At 30.2% G+C, this 16,918-nt stretch carries 16 protein-coding genes and 1 tRNA gene; 6 read left to right on the forward strand and 11 right to left on the reverse strand.

Features of this window, described 5'->3' with window-relative positions:
- Positions 1-16 precede the first annotated feature (16 nt).
- Entirely contained in the window at positions 17-1,000 is a 984-nt protein-coding gene (locus IW18_RS22450) for an SPFH domain-containing protein (protein ID WP_041520442.1), read from the forward strand.
- A 20-nt stretch (positions 1,001-1,020) separates the two neighbouring features.
- On the opposite strand, the gene IW18_RS22455 is transcribed toward IW18_RS22450, so the two are convergent.
- From IW18_RS22455 to IW18_RS22475, 5 genes are all read right to left on the reverse strand, one after another.
- The gene (locus IW18_RS22455) at positions 1,021-1,275 is read right to left on the reverse strand and encodes a DUF6327 family protein (RefSeq protein WP_041520443.1); all 255 of its coding nucleotides are present in this window, start codon (positions 1,273-1,275) and stop codon (positions 1,021-1,023) included.
- Positions 1,276-1,277: 2 nt separating this feature from the next.
- A complete protein-coding gene (locus IW18_RS22460; RefSeq protein WP_041520444.1) occupies positions 1,278-1,628 on the reverse strand; it encodes a hypothetical protein in 351 nt (116 codons plus the stop codon).
- Positions 1,629-1,761: 133 nt separating this feature from the next.
- Positions 1,762-2,088, reverse strand: coding sequence for a YtxH domain-containing protein (locus IW18_RS22465; protein WP_041520445.1), 327 nt, complete (start codon positions 2,086-2,088; stop codon positions 1,762-1,764).
- Between the two features lie 91 nt (positions 2,089-2,179).
- The gene (locus IW18_RS22470) at positions 2,180-2,659 is read right to left on the reverse strand and encodes a hypothetical protein (RefSeq protein WP_041520446.1); all 480 of its coding nucleotides are present in this window, start codon (positions 2,657-2,659) and stop codon (positions 2,180-2,182) included.
- Positions 2,660-3,567: 908 nt separating this feature from the next.
- Positions 3,568-5,685: a glutamine--tRNA ligase/YqeY domain fusion protein gene (locus IW18_RS22475; RefSeq protein WP_041520447.1), complete on the reverse strand. Its 2,118-nt coding sequence runs from the start codon at positions 5,683-5,685 to the stop codon at positions 3,568-3,570.
- Between the two features lie 118 nt (positions 5,686-5,803).
- On the opposite strand from IW18_RS22475, the gene folB reads away from it, so the two are divergent.
- Entirely contained in the window at positions 5,804-6,163 is a 360-nt protein-coding gene (gene folB / locus IW18_RS22480) for a dihydroneopterin aldolase (protein WP_041520448.1), read from the forward strand.
- A gap of 94 nt (positions 6,164-6,257) precedes the next feature.
- Positions 6,258-6,328, forward strand: a tRNA-Cys gene (locus IW18_RS23275).
- Positions 6,329-6,697: 369 nt separating this feature from the next.
- On the opposite strand, the gene IW18_RS22485 is transcribed toward IW18_RS23275, so the two are convergent.
- From IW18_RS22485 to rnr, 4 genes are read right to left on the reverse strand one after another with little or no spacing between them, the layout of a single operon-like run.
- Complete coding sequence (locus IW18_RS22485) at positions 6,698-7,273, reverse strand: hypothetical protein (protein WP_041520449.1); 576 nt, start codon at positions 7,271-7,273, stop codon at positions 6,698-6,700.
- A gap of 14 nt (positions 7,274-7,287) precedes the next feature.
- Entirely contained in the window at positions 7,288-7,965 is a 678-nt protein-coding gene (locus IW18_RS22490; RefSeq protein WP_041520450.1) for a LysE family translocator, read from the reverse strand.
- Positions 7,966-7,979: 14 nt separating this feature from the next.
- Positions 7,980-8,648 carry a head GIN domain-containing protein gene (locus IW18_RS22495; protein WP_041520451.1) on the reverse strand — a complete coding sequence of 223 codons (669 nt, stop codon included), beginning with the start codon at positions 8,646-8,648 and terminating at the stop codon, positions 7,980-7,982.
- Between the two features lie 24 nt (positions 8,649-8,672).
- Complete coding sequence (gene rnr / locus IW18_RS22500; protein WP_041520452.1) at positions 8,673-10,853, reverse strand: ribonuclease R; 2,181 nt, start codon at positions 10,851-10,853, stop codon at positions 8,673-8,675.
- A 198-nt stretch (positions 10,854-11,051) separates the two neighbouring features.
- Here rnr and IW18_RS22505 point away from each other — a divergent pair, with 198 nt between their 5' ends.
- Entirely contained in the window at positions 11,052-11,285 is a 234-nt protein-coding gene (locus IW18_RS22505; RefSeq protein WP_041520453.1) for a putative signal transducing protein, read from the forward strand.
- 907 nt (positions 11,286-12,192) lie between these two features.
- Entirely contained in the window at positions 12,193-12,624 is a 432-nt protein-coding gene (gene rpiB, locus IW18_RS22510; RefSeq protein ID WP_041520454.1) for a ribose 5-phosphate isomerase B, read from the forward strand.
- Positions 12,625-12,763: 139 nt separating this feature from the next.
- On the opposite strand, the gene IW18_RS22515 is transcribed toward rpiB, so the two are convergent.
- The gene (locus IW18_RS22515) at positions 12,764-13,033 is read right to left on the reverse strand and encodes a DUF1294 domain-containing protein (RefSeq protein ID WP_041520455.1); all 270 of its coding nucleotides are present in this window, start codon (positions 13,031-13,033) and stop codon (positions 12,764-12,766) included.
- A gap of 115 nt (positions 13,034-13,148) precedes the next feature.
- On the opposite strand from IW18_RS22515, the gene IW18_RS22520 reads away from it, so the two are divergent.
- Positions 13,149-15,272 carry a Tex family protein gene (locus IW18_RS22520; protein WP_041520456.1) on the forward strand — a complete coding sequence of 708 codons (2,124 nt, stop codon included), beginning with the start codon at positions 13,149-13,151 and terminating at the stop codon, positions 15,270-15,272.
- A gap of 104 nt (positions 15,273-15,376) precedes the next feature.
- On the opposite strand, the gene IW18_RS23085 is transcribed toward IW18_RS22520, so the two are convergent.
- A partial coding sequence (locus IW18_RS23085) for a T9SS type A sorting domain-containing protein (RefSeq protein ID WP_131676012.1) occupies positions 15,377-16,918 on the reverse strand: 1,542 nt, incomplete at its 5' end.

Consider the following 16,918-nt stretch of genomic DNA (forward strand, 5'->3'; position numbering starts at 1 on the left):
CTAAATCAATATCATTATGGGTACAGCATTTATTATTATTATAGTCATAGGACTATTTATTTTAATGTCATCTTTTTTTACCGTTAAACAACAATCTTCTGTAATTATCGAAAGATTTGGAAAATTTCACAGTGTGAGAAACTCGGGTTTACAATTAAAAATTCCGATTGTTGATAGATTGGCCGGACGTGTTAATCTAAAAATTCAACAACTTGATGTTATTATCGAAACCAAAACTAAAGACAACGTTTTTATTAAAATGAAAGTTTCGGTTCAATTTAAAGTGATTCAGGAAAAAGTATATGATGCTTTTTATAAATTAGAATATCCACACGATCAAATTACTGCTTATGTTTTTGATGTGGTTCGTGCCGAAGTTCCTAAACTAAAATTGGATGATGTTTTTGAAAGAAAAGACGATATCGCCATTGCAGTAAAAAGAGAATTAAACGAAGCAATGACTACTTATGGATATGATATTATCAATACTTTGGTAACGGATATCGATCCGGATATTCAAGTAAAAAATGCAATGAACAGAATTAATGCTGCTGACAGAGAAAAAACTGCTGCTGAATTTGAAGCTGAAAGTTCCAGAATTAGAATTGTTGCAAAAGCAAAAGCTGAAGCTGAAAGTAAACGTTTACAAGGTCAAGGTATTGCAGATCAACGTCGTGAAATTGCCAGAGGTCTTGTAGAAAGTGTTGAAGTTTTGAACAATGTTGGAATCAATTCTCAAGAAGCGTCGGCTTTGATTGTTGTTACTCAACATTATGATACCTTACAAGCAATTGGTGCCGACGCAAATTCTAACTTAATTTTATTGCCTAATTCGCCACAAGCCGGAAGTGATATGTTGAACAATATGGTTGCATCTTTTACAGCATCAAATCAAGTTGGTGAAATGATGAAGAAAAACAATAAAAAAATCGTGAAACAAAAACCTATTGAACCACAACATGGTTATGAAGACGATACTCAACCAGAAACACAACAATAATTATAAAATAAAAAAGAGGCTTAATTGCCTCTTTTTTTATTGACAAACCAGCCAATTATATACGGTAAAATTGTTTGTAAAATCTTAGGATACGAATGTGAAATATAATCCTTGTAAGATGAAAAAACTCCACCTATAATATTTTGCGGTGTAATACTTTCTTTTGTTTTTTGAAAACTTAAAACTAATTTTTGATAATTAATATCTTTCTCCAATTTTAAAATTTCTAAATCTCTTTCGATTTCTGCGTATGATGAGTATTTTTTTGTTTCCATAATTAATCGTTAAAAAAGATTTCTGAAAATTTCTCTAAAATTGGACCTTCAACAAATTTATCTTTAACAAAGAATAGTAAAACGGTGATTACAAGATAGATCCCTCCTACTGTCAAAAATCCTAAAGTATAACTTTCGAATAAAGCGCTGAAAGCAAAACCCGCAGCAACTGATCCAAAAAGTAAAACCATACTCAAACCAAGTAAAATTAAAGTAAACTTAAAAATCAAAGTTGTTGATTTCATCGCAACCTTAAAACCCCAAAGTTTATAATACGCCATTTGGCTCTCTAAATAAACCTTAGCCTGATCTTGAATATTTTCAGTATTTTCTTTTAATTCTTCAAAAGCCATAATTGTAATTTTAATTAAAAAAAGAAGCACAAAACGCGCAGATTGAATTCTTGCATTTTAACTATCTTAAAATTAATTAAAATAATCTAAGCAATCATTAAAATCAAAGCGAGCTTTGTGCTTTCTTCTATTTTTATTTTTGAAGTTTTGCGTTTTGTGCTTTTAAATCAGCCAGTTTAGTTTCTAAAAAACTAATTACTTCTTCAGTTTTATAACTCATATTAGAAAGTAATTCACCGTAAGTTCCATCTAAATTTTCTTTTGCATGTGTGAATTTTTGACGCAAAACATCTGAACTTGCTGAAAGTGAATCCTTCAGGTTGTGAGTTGCATCATCTAAACCTTCTTTTAGTTTAGCACGAGTTTTAGATCCTTTGTCAGGAGCAAATAAAATTCCGATTGCTGCACCAGCAGCAGCAGCACCTAAAATTGCTGCAACAGTATTTAAGTTCTTAGACATAATATTATTTTTTAAATGATTAATAAAGATACTCTTTTTTTAAATTATAAAATACTGACTTGATGTTATTTAATTAATTTTAACACTAAATTTAATACACATAAGCTACTGCTTCATACTTTCCATCTCCTTTTTCAACGATACTAACAAACGGATATCCATTTGAAGCTGATTGTGTTTTGATTCTCATAGCTGTATGATTTTGATTAGCAATTGGCGGTTCTCCTTTTGTCTTTGTCGAGACTCCAGAAAAATTAGCTACTTCTTTCAGACCAATTGTTTTGTCTTGAGATAATACTGTTACGAATTTATAATCTGATTTTGAATCTACTATTATTTTATCAGATATTTTTTTTGTTTGATTAGTTTGTTTATTCGTTAATTGCGAAACTGCATATTTGCTAATTTTATGTTCTTCGGCACTTCCGTTTAAAGAATAATAAACCATGTCTTTTTCTACTTTAATAAAATTAACATCAAGTTGTTCACCATTATGTTTGGTAATTTGATGTGTTTGAGAAATTGCGATGTTAGCAAATAAAATTCCTAGCGTTAAAATGATATTTTTCATAAGTAAATAAATTTTAAATTTTTAAATTGTTCATAGTCAAAAAATGAAATTCAAAATTTGAAACTACCAGCAAAAAATAATTCTATGATATTTAACATTATGAAATCACTTTGAAAAAATACTTTCACGCTATAAGTATTATCAAAATCAATTCACAATAAAAATTAGAACATAAAATGATTATCAAAAATCTATAATTAGAATTAAACTAAAATCAAAAATGAAACATTTTTAAACTTTAGCAAACTCAGTCGAGATTCTTAACCTACATTTCAAATTATTGAAAAATTACTTTTCATATTTGACCTTTTGATAAATATAGCAACTTTATAAACAATTGTATGTTAACAACCCGTTAAACTAACAAAAACGACACTAAAAATTAAAATAAAGCTCAAAAAACAACAATAATTCAAAAAACGTCTTACGATATAAAAGAGATAAAAAATTAGCTTAAAATTGATTTATGAAGGTTGTTTTTAACATAAAATATCTATTTAAAAATTAAAAATGATAGTTTTTATATATTATAATTAAAAACAATTAAAAATTAAAATATCATATTTAAAACTTATTTATTAAAAGCAGTCAAAAAAACAAATTTGAAAACTACAACCCAAAATTTAAAATACAAATTCAAATTAAGTTGATTTCAACTTTATAAACAATTGTATGTTAACAACGAGAAAAACAAGAGAATTTAAGGTCTAAAATTAAAATAAAAGCTTCTAATAAACGATTTTTTAAAAGATGATTAATGAGGTGGAAGAAATGAAAAATTAGCTTAAATTAAATTTATTGAAGCCAATTTTAATATAATAAATCTATATATTTTTAAAAAATAATAGAAAATATAAATAATAAAAAAAGCGCTTATAAAAAGCGCTTTTTAATAGATTTTAATGATATTATTTTTTTACCATCTCGGCAAGAATTTCAATTTCTCGCTCCGATGCATTTTTTGGAGAATTTGAATATAATTTTAAAATATCATCTTCAAACTGATTTCTTAAACTTTCATTTTCTAAATCTCTCAAATTTAAAAGTGCTTTAGATCGAACATAAGTCGATTCACTTCTAAGAGACATTGTATATAATTTTTTAATATCGTCTTCTTCAAAATCCTTGGATTTTAAATGAGAGTATTTTAAAAGAAATTGAGAAAATAACAATGATGCTTTATTGTTGTTGATATTCTTCTTTAATGAATTTTGCAAAAGTGAAAAAGTAGAAATAGTTGCAATGCTTGCTCCTATTGCACTTTCGATTGCAATACGCTCTGCTTTAGTTTCGACTTTAAAGTATTTGTTGATATCTTTTAAAGAGTTATTAATGCTGTTTTCTTCTTTTTTACCTTTTTCTTCCCAAGCATCTTTCAAACCAACAGTTTTGTTAAACACTAATTTTGAAGGAGTTGAATCTTTATCAACAGTAAAATAACCTAAACGTTGGAACTGAAATTTATCTTCATTTTGAACTGTTGATAAACTTGGTTCAACAAAACCTTTTATAATTTCTAAAGAATTTGGATTAACAAAATCTAAGAAATTTTTGTCTTTATAACTGTCCGGAGCTTCATCTGTAAACAAACGATCGTACATACGAACTTCGGCTTCAATTGCATGCGAGATAGAAACCCAATGCAATGTTCCAGATACTTTTCTTTGGCTTGCTTCTGTCCCACTTCCGCTCAAAGAATCGGTATCATAAGTTACATGAATCTCTGTAATATTTCCTTCAGCATCTTTTACAACACTTTCACCTTTAATGATATAAGCATTTTTAAGACGTACTTCTTTTCCTAAAGTTAATCGGAAAAACTTCGCAGGAGCTTCTTCAAGAAAGTCTTCTCTCTCGATGTATAATTCGCGAGAAAAAGGTACTTTTCTGAATCCTGCATTTTCATCTTCCTGATTATTTTCAGCTTCAAGCCACTCTTCTTTTCCTTCAGGATAATTTGCAATAATTACTTTTACAGGATCTAAAACAGCCATTACACGAGGTGCAATTTTGTTTAAATCTTCGCGAATACAAAACTCTAAAACCGATATATTAATTAAATTATCACGTTTTGCAATTCCGGTTGTATTGGCAAAATTACGTAATGAAGCAGCTGTAAAACCTCTTCTTCTTAATCCTGAAATGGTAGACATTCTAGGATCATCCCAACCATTAACATGCTTTTCTTTAACTAGTTGCTGTAATTTTCTTTTACTAACAACGGTATGTGATAAGTTACGTCTTGCAAATTCTCTTTGTTTTGGACGCAGCTTGTTCTCCTCTAATATTTGATCTAAAAACCAATCGTATAATTCGCGATGTGGCAAAAATTCTAGTGTACAAAATGAATGTGAAATCTCTTCTAAATAATCACTTTGTCCGTGTGCCCAATCGTACATTGGATAAATCTTCCAGGCATCTCCGGTTCTATGATGATCTCTATGTAAGATTCTATACATAATAGGATCACGCATCAACATATTAGTAGATTTCATGTCTATTTTTGCACGAAGAATATGAGTTCCAGCCTCAAATTCACCGTTTTTCATTCTTTCGAATAAATCTAAATTTTCTTCAATAGAACGATTTCTGTATGGACTATCTGTTCCCGTTGTAGATGGGGTTCCTTTTTGAATTGCCATATCTTCAGAAGATTGACTATCAACATATGCTTTATTATTTTTAATTAATAAAACTGCCCAATCGTATAATTGCTGAAAATAATCAGAAGCATAACGTTCCTCGGCCCAAGTATATCCAAGCCATTCGACGTCTTTTTTAATTGCGTCAACAAATTCCTGCTCTTCTTTTTCAGGATTTGTATCATCAAAACGTAAATTCACAGGAGATTGATAATCAATTCCTAAACCAAAATTTAATGCAATAGCACTTGCATGACCAATGTGTAAATAACCGTTTGGTTCTGGTGGAAAACGAAAATGAAGCTTATTTTTTGAAAGACCTGATTTTAAATCTTCTTCTATGATTTGTTCAATAAAATTGAGTGATTTCTCTTCTGATGCCATTATTTTATAGTAATTTTAGCAAAGATAAAAAAGTTTAGAGTTTTCGGTTTACAGTTTATAGTTTTCTTTACAAACTTCTCAGTAAACCTGAAACTTAGAACCTGAAACTAAATTTAAAATGGGAGTTATTAAACTAAAAAACATTCGAACTTTTTCGTACCACGGATGTTTAATTGAAGAAGGAAAAATTGGATCTGACTATACAGTTGATCTAAAAATTAAAGCAAATTTACAGCAATCAGCACAAACTGATCAATTAGCAGATACAGTAGATTATGTACATTTAAACAAAATTGTTGAAGAAGAAATGGCAATTCGTTCGCATTTATTAGAACATGTAGCCAAAAGAATCAATATTCGTGTACTTGCCGAAATAGAAAGTGTAGAAAAAACAACTGTTTGGGTTTCTAAAATAAATCCTCCTATTGGTGGTGATGTTGAAACAGTTACTATAAAAATGACGGAAATTAGAAAGTAATTTTTTCTAAAAAAAGGGAAAAATTTTAAAATACTTCATTTTAAAGTTTTGAAATTTAAAGATTTTAGTTACTTTTGCCATCCGTTCAAGTAATGGCGTCGTGGCCGAGCGGCTAGGCTGGGCTCTGCAAAAGCTCCTACTCCGGTTCGAATCCGGACGATGCCTCAAAAACCTCTAAAGAAATTTAGAGGTTTTTTTTATGGTTAATTTTTAGAAAAAATTAGATAAAGATTACGTTCGAATCCGAACAATGATTCAAAACCTCTAAAGAAATTTACAGTTTTTTTTATGATTAAAATTTCCTCAATCTTGTCATTTCGAGGAACGAGAAATCTTCGCAAGTAGCTCTACAAAGATTGATGTACTTTATCGATAATTGTCGCGAAGATTTCTCGTTCCTCGAAATGACAAACTTTGTGTAATAGTTAGTGTAGCAGTTAGTGTGATTGCTTCGTTCCTCACAAGGACAAACTTACACTTATAAACATAAAAAAACCTCTGAAATTCAGAGGTTTTAAATTTATGATTCAATTATTATCGAATTATTTTTTCTAGCTTTTTAAGTTCAGATCTTGTTCCAAAACCTTCTGTATCAACTTTAGTTCCATAAAAATAGGCGACTCCACAACCAAAACAAATCTTCGCTATTCCAGTTATTGAATCATTTCTTTTAAAAATAAAAATATCTCTATACATTGGAATACAACCTGAAAATGTCATCTGAATAGAATCTTTTTGAGTAAATATTTGTTCAACTTCTCTTTTCTTTTGCTTACTCAATTCTGTCTTTACAAAATTATTAAGAAGTAAATCTGATTCGAAATTAGGTCTTGAAATTGAATCTGGATAATATCCTGATAATATCATACTTAATTTCTTTTGATCTTTTACAATTGTATCTCCTCCAAGGACTTTTAAAACTGAATCATCAGAGATTTTTAAATAATAATGATCAATTTTATCTGAAGTAAAAAAAGGTTTGTATTCTTTTCTTACGATTCTTTCAACGTCATGAACATCATCCACAACTTTTTCTTTTTTTACAACAGTCTTATTAGAATTATTACAACTAACAAGAATCACAATTAAAATAAGTAAAAGTCTCTTCATATAATTAAATCTGATTATTTTTCAATCTTCTCAAAAGCATTTCTAACCATTTCTTTTTCTTTAGGAAACCAGCCTTGAACTATCAAAACAAAACCAAAAACCATTAGAACAATACTAATTCCTTTTTTGATTTTAAGAATATTGGTTGGGGTCATTTTAGATTTTAATTGCTTAGCTAATAGTATTTTAATACAATCTACTACTAAATAAGTTACGATAACTGCAGTAAAAAAAGTAAACATTCTTGAATTTTGCATCTCTAATTTTGGTCCGATAGAAATAATAACTGCCAACCAAAAACCTAGAACTCCAATGTTAATAACGTTCAATAAAAAACCTTTTACAAACAAACTTGCATAGTTTCGTTTTATAATATCGCGATCAATTTCTTCGTCGTTAATCTTTTCTTCTTTTTTTAATTTCACAAAAGAAATTATACCATATGCCAGCATTATTATACCTCCAAAAATAAAAAGTGCCGGTTTATCTTTTAAACTCTGAATAAGTCTATAACTACCTAAATAAGCAATAGCTATAAAAAAAACATCACCTAATACTACACCAAGATCAAAGACTAATGCGGCTCTGAATCCTTTTGTAATACTGGTTTCTAATAGTACAAAAAATACTGGACCTACCATAAAACTTAAAAAAAGTCCCCATGGCAGTCCAGCCAAAATATCATTTATCATTCAAATAGAATTTCTTATTTTACTTCTTCAATTTTTCCTCCAAAAACTGTTTTTTGATTAATTTGTTTCGGTTTTCCATAAATGTAAATAGAGCCTCCTGCGCTTACTTTTGCATCTACAAGAGTAGAAGCATTCACATCTGCTTTTCCTCCCGCAGAAACGCTTACAGTTGTTTGAGAAGTATTTAATTTACTTGCCAGAAGATATCCTCCAGCTCCTAAACTTGCAACTTGATTATCTGCCTTACCGGTTAAAGTGATCGAACCTCCAGAAACTGAACTTACTTTTAGTTTATCAACATCCAAATCTACATTAATTGTTGCACCTTCTTGCGCACTAACTTTAAAACTAGTTGCTTTTATAGCTTCTTTACTGCTAACATTTGCACCTTCATTTACATCAATTAGTTCTAAATGTTTGTAATATAAAGTAATATCCAGATCATTTCCTGATAATAGCTTTGGAAAAGGCATTCTTAATTTTAATATTCCATTTTTATTTACAGCTTCAACTTCTGCTTCTCTAGCTCCTTTTATAACAACTTTATTTTCTGACGATTGAACTAATTTGACACTCAATTTGTCGTAAACTTTTACGGTATCAAAATCACCCAACTCTTTAGTAACCTGACCAAAAGACATTTGAACTAATAAAATTGCAGCTCCTATAATTAACTTTTTCATACTTTTATTTTTTAAATTTTACTTTTATTCTGCTCTTCTTAAAAAATGAAAATCTAATTGTTTTTTAACTAAATCGGCATTTTTTACTTTAACGTAAATTTCATCTCCTAATTGCAAAATACTGTTTGAAGTCGCTCCAACCAAAGCGTATTGCTTTTCATCGAAAGTATAATAATCATCTTTAATTTCTCTGATTCTTACCATTCCTTCGCATTTGTTAGACACAATTTCAACATAAATTCCCCATTCTGTAACTCCTGAAATAACTCCCAAAAATTCTTCGTCCTGGTGATCTTGCATGTATTTAACCTGCATGTATTTAATACTATCTCGCTCAGCATTTGTTGCTAAACCTTCCATATTCGAACAATGTAAACATTTTGTTTCGTATATTTCTTCATCTACAGATTTACCTCCGTCAAGGTAATATTGTAGCAAACGGTGTACCATAACGTCTGGGTAACGACGAATTGGCGATGTAAAATGGCTATAATAGTCAAAAGCTAATCCGTAATGGCCAATATTCTCTGTCGAGTACTTTGCCTTACTCATACTTCTAATCGCAAGCGTATCGATAAGATTTTGCTCTTTTTTACCGTTTACTTCTTCCATCAAAGCATTCAATGATTTCGAAATATCTCCTTTGTTTCTAAAATCTATTTTATAACCAAACTTAGCAATTACTCCCGCCATTGCAATTAACTTATCTTCATTTGGTTCATCGTGAATCCTGTAAACAAATGTTTTCTTTTGTTTACCAATGTATTCTGCCACTTTTCTATTGGCCAAAAGCATGAATTCTTCAATAAGATGATTGGCATCTTTTGAAACTTTAAAATAAACTCCTTCTGGTTCTCCTTGCTCATCCAGGTTGAATTTTACTTCGACTTTATCAAAAGAAATAGCTCCATTTGCCATTCTTTTCTTTCTTAGAATCTTAGCTAATTCATCTAATTTTAAAGTTGCCTGCGTAATTTCATCGGAAACAACATAAGATTCTCCTGTTATTGAAATATCAACAGGAATTGTATTGTCTTTTGTTTCAATGATATATTGTGCTTCTTCGTATGCAAAACGCTGATCTGAATAAATTACTGTTCTACCAAACCATTGGTTAATAACTTGTGCATTTTCTGAAACTTCAAAAATGGCTGAGAATGTATATTTCTCTTCATTTGGTCGTAATGAACAGGCAAAATTAGATAAAACTTCGGGAAGCATTGGCACTACTCTATCGACTAAATAAACCGAAGTTGCACGTTGATACGCTTCATCATCGAGGATTGTTCCTTCTTCAAGATAATACGAAACATCGGCAATATGAATACCAATTTCGTAATTTCCGTTTTCTAACTTTTTGAAAGACAAAGCATCATCAAAATCTTTTGCATCTTTTGGATCAATCGTAAACGTGAGTGTATCACGCATATCACGGCGTTTTGCAATTTCAGATTCTTGTATTGATGTATCTATTTTTTGAGCATAGACCTCTACTTCTACCGGAAAATCTGATGGTAAACCATATTCGGCCAAAATAGCATGAATCTCAGTATTGTGTTCTCCTGGTTTTCCTAAAACTCTAATCACAGATCCAAACGGACTATCGGCTCTTTTTGGCCAATCTTCGATCGTAACTAAAACAACATCACCATTTTCTGCTTCTCCAATTTTATCTTTTGGAATAAAAATATCGGTATACATTTTAGGGTTTGCGGTAGATACAAAAGCAAAATTAGCTTGAATGTCAATAACTCCAACAAATTCAGTTTTGTTTCTTTCTATAACTTCAATAACCTCACCTTCAGGTCTTTTACCTTTTCTTCTATTATAAACATAAACTTTTACTTTGTCTTTGTCTAAGGCACGGTTCAGGTTATTTGTAGGGATAAAAACATCTTCGGCAAAATCAGGACAAATAAAATAAGCCGTTTTTCGGCTCGTCATGTCAATTGTTCCTTCGTAATAATCCTGACTTACTGCTTTTACTAAATATTTACCAGGTTCAGATTCTATAATTTTCTTTGAAGCAGCCAGAATTTTTAAATCTTTTATAATCTCATTTCTGCTTTTTGTATCGTCTAGTTCGAGCTTTGCTCCTATTTGTTTGTAATTGAATGCTTTATTAGGGCTTTGCGATAAAATTTTTAAAATCTTGCTAGAGAAATCTTTCTCATTTTTTATCGGCTTTCTAATTTTCTTACTCATATATCTTTTCTTAAAAAGTTAAAATTACAAATAAGATATCAGATTATAGATTTTAACAAATAAATTATTAAAAATATAACTTTCAGAAATAGGTATATATTGATTTTCAAAGGTCATTTGTAATTAGCATGTCTAAAATTGTGTTAGCGAAAAATCTTTAGTAATACTCATTTCGTATCTTTATAAAAAAGACCCTTCATGGAAAGCTTTAAAACCATTGCAATATTCAATTATCAGCACGAAACTGTTGTTCTAAAACACTTATTGGAACAAGAAGAGATTCCTTATTTTTTTGAAAACGAAATGACGCTTTCTGTTGTTCCAATGTACACTTCGGCACTGGGTGGAATTAAACTCAAAGTTCATCCAAACGATTTCGAAGAAGTTCAGCAAATTCTGGACAATCTAAACAGTCCATTGAAAATCGTTTAAACCATTCTATTTTTTCAAATTCAAAAAATTAAATTTTCTTTTATTCTTTCAAAGTTGTCAACATATATTAAATACAACAAAAAGAAAAATTTAAATTAAATTAATTTTTGTTTGTTATTATAGCTTGTTAATATGTGCTATAAATTTATTTTTAAAAGTATTGAAATGAAGTTTCTCTTACTTATCTTGAGTTATCAACATACTTATATTTTGTTAAAGGATTAATTTCTAAGAGTTTTTGTATTTTAATTAACAATGGTTAACAACCAAAAAGTAATTCATTTTGTAGATAAGTTCATATGTTGATTTTTGTTGAAAATGGCATTTTTGATATTGATAACTTTTCCAAAAATTCCTCAAACTTTATTAGGTTATTTCATTCCGGTTTTGGATTAGGTTTTTTTTTGACACAACCAAAAAAAACTTCTAATTTTCTATCTCAACTTATTAACAAATAATGTTAACTTAAAGTTAATTGAATATCAACGAATTAGGTTTTGCTATTAACAATATAAAATTTTAACAAAATCTATGATTATTATTTATTGATATTCAGCTATTTATATAGATATTAAAATTGTTAATAACGTTAACTTTTTGATATAAAGCGAGTTATAATTAACCGCATTTTAGGTATTAAAATGAATAAAACGAGACTAATTTTTATTTCAAAAGTAGAAGATTTGTAATGTACATCAATTGAATAGAAGTGTTTGTTATTAGCGTTTTTTCAGCATAGAATGTTCATTAGTTTTAATTACCTGAATTGGTGATTTTTATCAATTTTATGTTGCAGAATTTAAGCCGTTTGAAACGTTTTAAAATTCATAGCTAAGTTTTTTAGTTTTCGTGTGTTGCTAAGAAATTGTTTAATTAAATTTGCAGTACACAACTTAATAGTATTACAATGAAAATTTCGATAGGAAACGACCACGCAGGACCAGATTATAAAAAAGCAATCGTAGCGATGCTTAAAGCAAAAGGATATGAGGTAACTAATTACGGGACAGATTCTGAAGATTCTGTTGATTATCCAGATTATGGACATCCTGTGGCGAATGATGTATCTGAGGGAAAGGCTGATTTTGGAATTGTTATCTGCGGAAGCGGAAACGGAATTGCAATGACGGTTAATAAACACCCAAAAGTAAGAGCAGGTTTATGTTGGACTAAAGAAATTGCGTATTTAACACGTTTACATAATGATGCAAATATTGTGAGTATTCCAGCGCGTTTTACATCTATTCCTCAAGCTGTTGAAATTGTTGAAACATTTTTAACAACTGCTTTTGAAGGTGGAAGACACCAAAATAGAGTGAATAAAATTGCTTGTCAATAAAAATTACAGGTGCTTCGCACCAATATAATATAAATAAGCCGGATGAATTTTTAAAATTCATCCGGCTTATTGTTTAAAAATATTACTTTTAATTGTTTGGTAAATAGGTATTTATAGAGTTGTTAACAATGTAATTGTTTTAAACTTTATGAGTCATTTTGAGATAAACCAATACTATCTGAATTAAAAAAATAAGAGTGAACTTGACAATAAATGAAGTTTTACTCGTTTTATGTCTAAAAAGTAACATTGCCAATAACAAACCTACTGTTCCGCCAATTGCTTCTAGAAAAAATAAGGTGTTTTCAGGAATCCTTTGTTTATTTTTTCGGGCTTGATATTTATCATATCCGGCAAGAAAAAAAACGATGATATTTACAAATAAAAAATACAGTAATAAAACTTCCATTGGCTTAAAATTAAAAACAAAGATATTATTTTAGCGGAGTGATTGATTAATCTGTCTACGGTTTTAAAAGACAAATTATCTCATTTTGTAATCAAGAAATTATTTCATTAAAAGTATGACTAATATTCAATTTATTGCTAAAACTGTTCAAACAGCAGCAATTAACATTCAAAATACGGTAAAATTATTAGAGGAAGATTGTACGATTCCGTTTATTTCACGTTACCGAAAAGATACTACAGGAAATCTGGATGAAGTTCAGATTGAGCAAATTGCAAAACTTCAAAAAGATTATGAAGCAATTGTAAAACGTAAAGATGCAGTTCTTAAATCAATTGAAGAGCAAAAAGCACTTACGCCAGAATTGAAACAGAAAATTGAACAGAGTTTTGATTTGCAAGAAATTGAAGATTTTTATCTTCCGTACAAAAAGAAGAAAAAAACAAAGGCAGATGTTGCACGCGAATTTGGTTTAGAGCCATTGGCAAAAATTATTATGTCTGAAAATGATGTTGATGTAGATTTTGTTTCAACACAATATCTTAATGAAAATGTTATTAACGAAGAAGCTGCCATGCAAGGCGCAAGAGATATTGTTGCTGAGTGGATTAACGAGAATATTTATGTTCGTAAACAACTGCGTAGATTGTATCAACGAAAAGCAACTATTGGGACTAAGGTTGTAAAAAAGAAAGCGGAAGAAGAAGGAGCTCAAAAATTCAGTCAGTATTTTGATTGGGAAGAACCTTTAACAAAAGCACCTTCACATAGATTATTGGCAATGCTTCGTGCTGAAAATGAAGGTTTTGTTAAAATGAAAGTTGATGTTGATATTGATGAGGCTTACGATATTATTGATGAAATAGTCATTAAAAAACAAAATAGTACAACGGCACATTTACAATTAGCGATCGAAGACAGTTATAAACGATTGTTGAATCCGGCAATTGGAAACGAAACTTTGCAAGAAGCAAAAGCTAAGGCTGATGCCAATTCTATTCAAGTATTTGCTAACAATTTAGGTCAGTTATTATTAGCGCCACCTTTGGGTGAAAAAAGAATTTTGGCAATTGATCCAGGATTTAGAAGTGGTTGTAAAGTAGTTTGTCTTGACGAAAAAGGAGATTTATTATATAACGAAACCATTTATCCGCACGCACCTCAAAACGAGGAAACTATGGCGATCAAAAAAATTCGTTCGATGGTAAATGCGTATCAAATTGATGCGATTTCTATTGGAAATGGAACTGCTTCGAGAGAAACGGAATTTTTTATCAAAAAAATAGCATTTGATAAGCCTTTGCAGGTTTTTATAGTTTCGGAGGCTGGAGCGTCGGTTTATTCGGCTTCAAAAATAGCGAGAGAAGAATTTCCAAATTATGATGTAACGGTTCGTGGTTCAGTTTCTATTGGAAGACGACTTTCAGATCCTTTGGCTGAGTTGGTAAAAATTGACCCAAAAGCGATTGGAGTAGGACAATACCAACATGATGTTGATCAAACAAAACTTAAAGAAGAACTTGATAATACGGTAATTCGTTGTGTGAACTCGGTTGGAATTAATATTAACACTGCCAGTAAACATTTATTAAGTTATGTGAGTGGAATAGGAGAGAAGCTGGCGGAAAACATTGTTCAATACCGATCTGAAAATGGTCCGTTTGAAGATCGAAAGCAGCTAAAAAAAGTGCCTCGCTTAGGCGAGAAAGCATATCAGCAAGGTGCGGCTTTTATTAGAATTTCGAATGCAAAAAATCCATTAGATAATTCGGCTGTACACCCAGAAGCATATCCGGTTGTTGAAAAGATGGCTAAAGATTTAAAACTTTCGGTAAACGACTTAATTGCTAACAAAGAGAAAACAGCCTTAATTAAGGCCGAAAATTATATTACACCTGAAATTGGTTTACTAACCTTAAAAGATATCATAAAAGAGCTTGAAAAGCCTGGATTAGACCCAAGAAAGTCGGCTAAGGTTTTTGAATTTGATGCGAATGTAAAATCTATCAAAGATTTGAAAACTGGAATGATTTTGCCAGGAATTGTTAATAACATCACCAATTTTGGTTGTTTTGTTGATATTGGAATCAAAGAAAGCGGATTGGTTCACATTTCTCAACTAAAAGCCGGTTTTGTGAGCGATGTAAATGAGGTTGTAAAACTTCATCAGCATGTTGATGTAAAAGTTACTGAGGTTGACGAAGATCGAAAGAGAATCCAGTTGACGATGGTTTTATAAAAATTCAAAAAAAATAAATTCCAAATTCCAAAATTGCTGGAATTATTAAATAAAAAAACTCCCAAACTACATTTGTAATTTGGGAGTTTTGTTTTTTTAAAGAATTACTTCTTGATTATAAACTTTTGAACTTTTACCTTATTATCGCTGGTGCTTTTTATAAAATACATACCATCTGATAAATTTTCTAAATTTATTGTATTGATTACATCTTCAGTAAGGTGAATCGATTTTATAGTTTTTCCAGATTGATCGATTATGCTATAATTACCTTTATTGGCAGTCACAACATTAATTATTCCTTTACTTGGATTAGGGTAAATTTTAAACTCAGTTTTGTTTGGCTCATTAATACCCAAGCGACTTATTGTAATACAATCAGACATGACTTTGCAATCTCCTATAGAAACTTCTACTTTGTAATCTCCAGCTTCTAGTGGAGTATAAGATTGATTTGTTTCATTGCTAAGTAAAGTATTTGGACATTTATACCATTGGTAAGTAGCACCCGAATGATTTGATGTTAATAAACCTGAATTTAAGCTTACAGTATTGTTAATACTAGAAGAATTGTTTATTGTTAGATTTAAAGTTTTCGTATCACAACCTACAGTATTATAATAAGTTCCTGAAGTAGTATAGGTTGTACCATTAATTGGCCAATAATAGCTATTACAAGCTGTTTCTGTTTGAGAAGAAGAAGTTATAGGAGTAATAGTTAGATTTAAAGTTTTTGTATCACATCCTACAGTGTAAGGATAAATTCCAGAACTTGTATAAGTATTACCATTTACAGACCATTTATAACTTCCACATGCCGTTTCTGTTTGAGTAGAAGAAGTTATTGGTGTAATAGTTAAATCTAAAGTTTTTGTATCACATCCTACAGTGTAAGGATAAATTCCAGAATTTGTATAGGTAATGTTATTTACTAACCATTTAAAACTTCCGCAAGCCATTTCTGTTTGAGTAGAAGAAGTTATTGGAGTAATGGTTAAATCTAAAGTCTTGGTATTACATCCCACAGTATAAGGGTAAATTCCAGAACTTGTATAGGTAATGTTATTTACTGACCATTTATAACTTCCGCACGCCGTTTCAGTTTGTGTTGATGAAGTTATTGGTGTAATGGTTAAATCTAAAGTTTTCGTATCACAACCTACAGTATAAGGGTAAATTCCAGAACTTGTATAGGTAATGTTATTTACAGACCATTTATAACTTCCACAAGCCGTTTCTGTTTGTATAGAAGAAGTTATTGGAGTAATAGTTAAATCTAAAGTCTTTGTATCACAACCTACGGTATAAGGATAAATTCCAGAATTAGTATAAGTAATTCCATTTGCTGACCATTTATAACTTCCGCATGCCGTTTCAGTTTGCGTAGATGTTGTGATTGGAGTAATCGTTAAATTTAAAGTTTTCGTATCACATCCTACGGTGTAAAGATAAGTTCCAGAACTAGTATAAGTAATTCCATTTGCAGCCCACTTATAACTTCCGCAAGCTGTTTCCGTTTGCGTAGATGTTGTGATTGGAGTAATGGTTAAATCTAAAGTTTTCGTATCACATCCTACAGTGTAAGGATAAGTTCCAGAACTAGTATAAGTAATTCCATTTGCAGCCCACTTATAACTTCCGCAAGC

The organism is Flavobacterium hibernum (assembly GCF_000832125.1).
Taxonomy (GTDB): domain Bacteria; phylum Bacteroidota; class Bacteroidia; order Flavobacteriales; family Flavobacteriaceae; genus Flavobacterium; species Flavobacterium hibernum.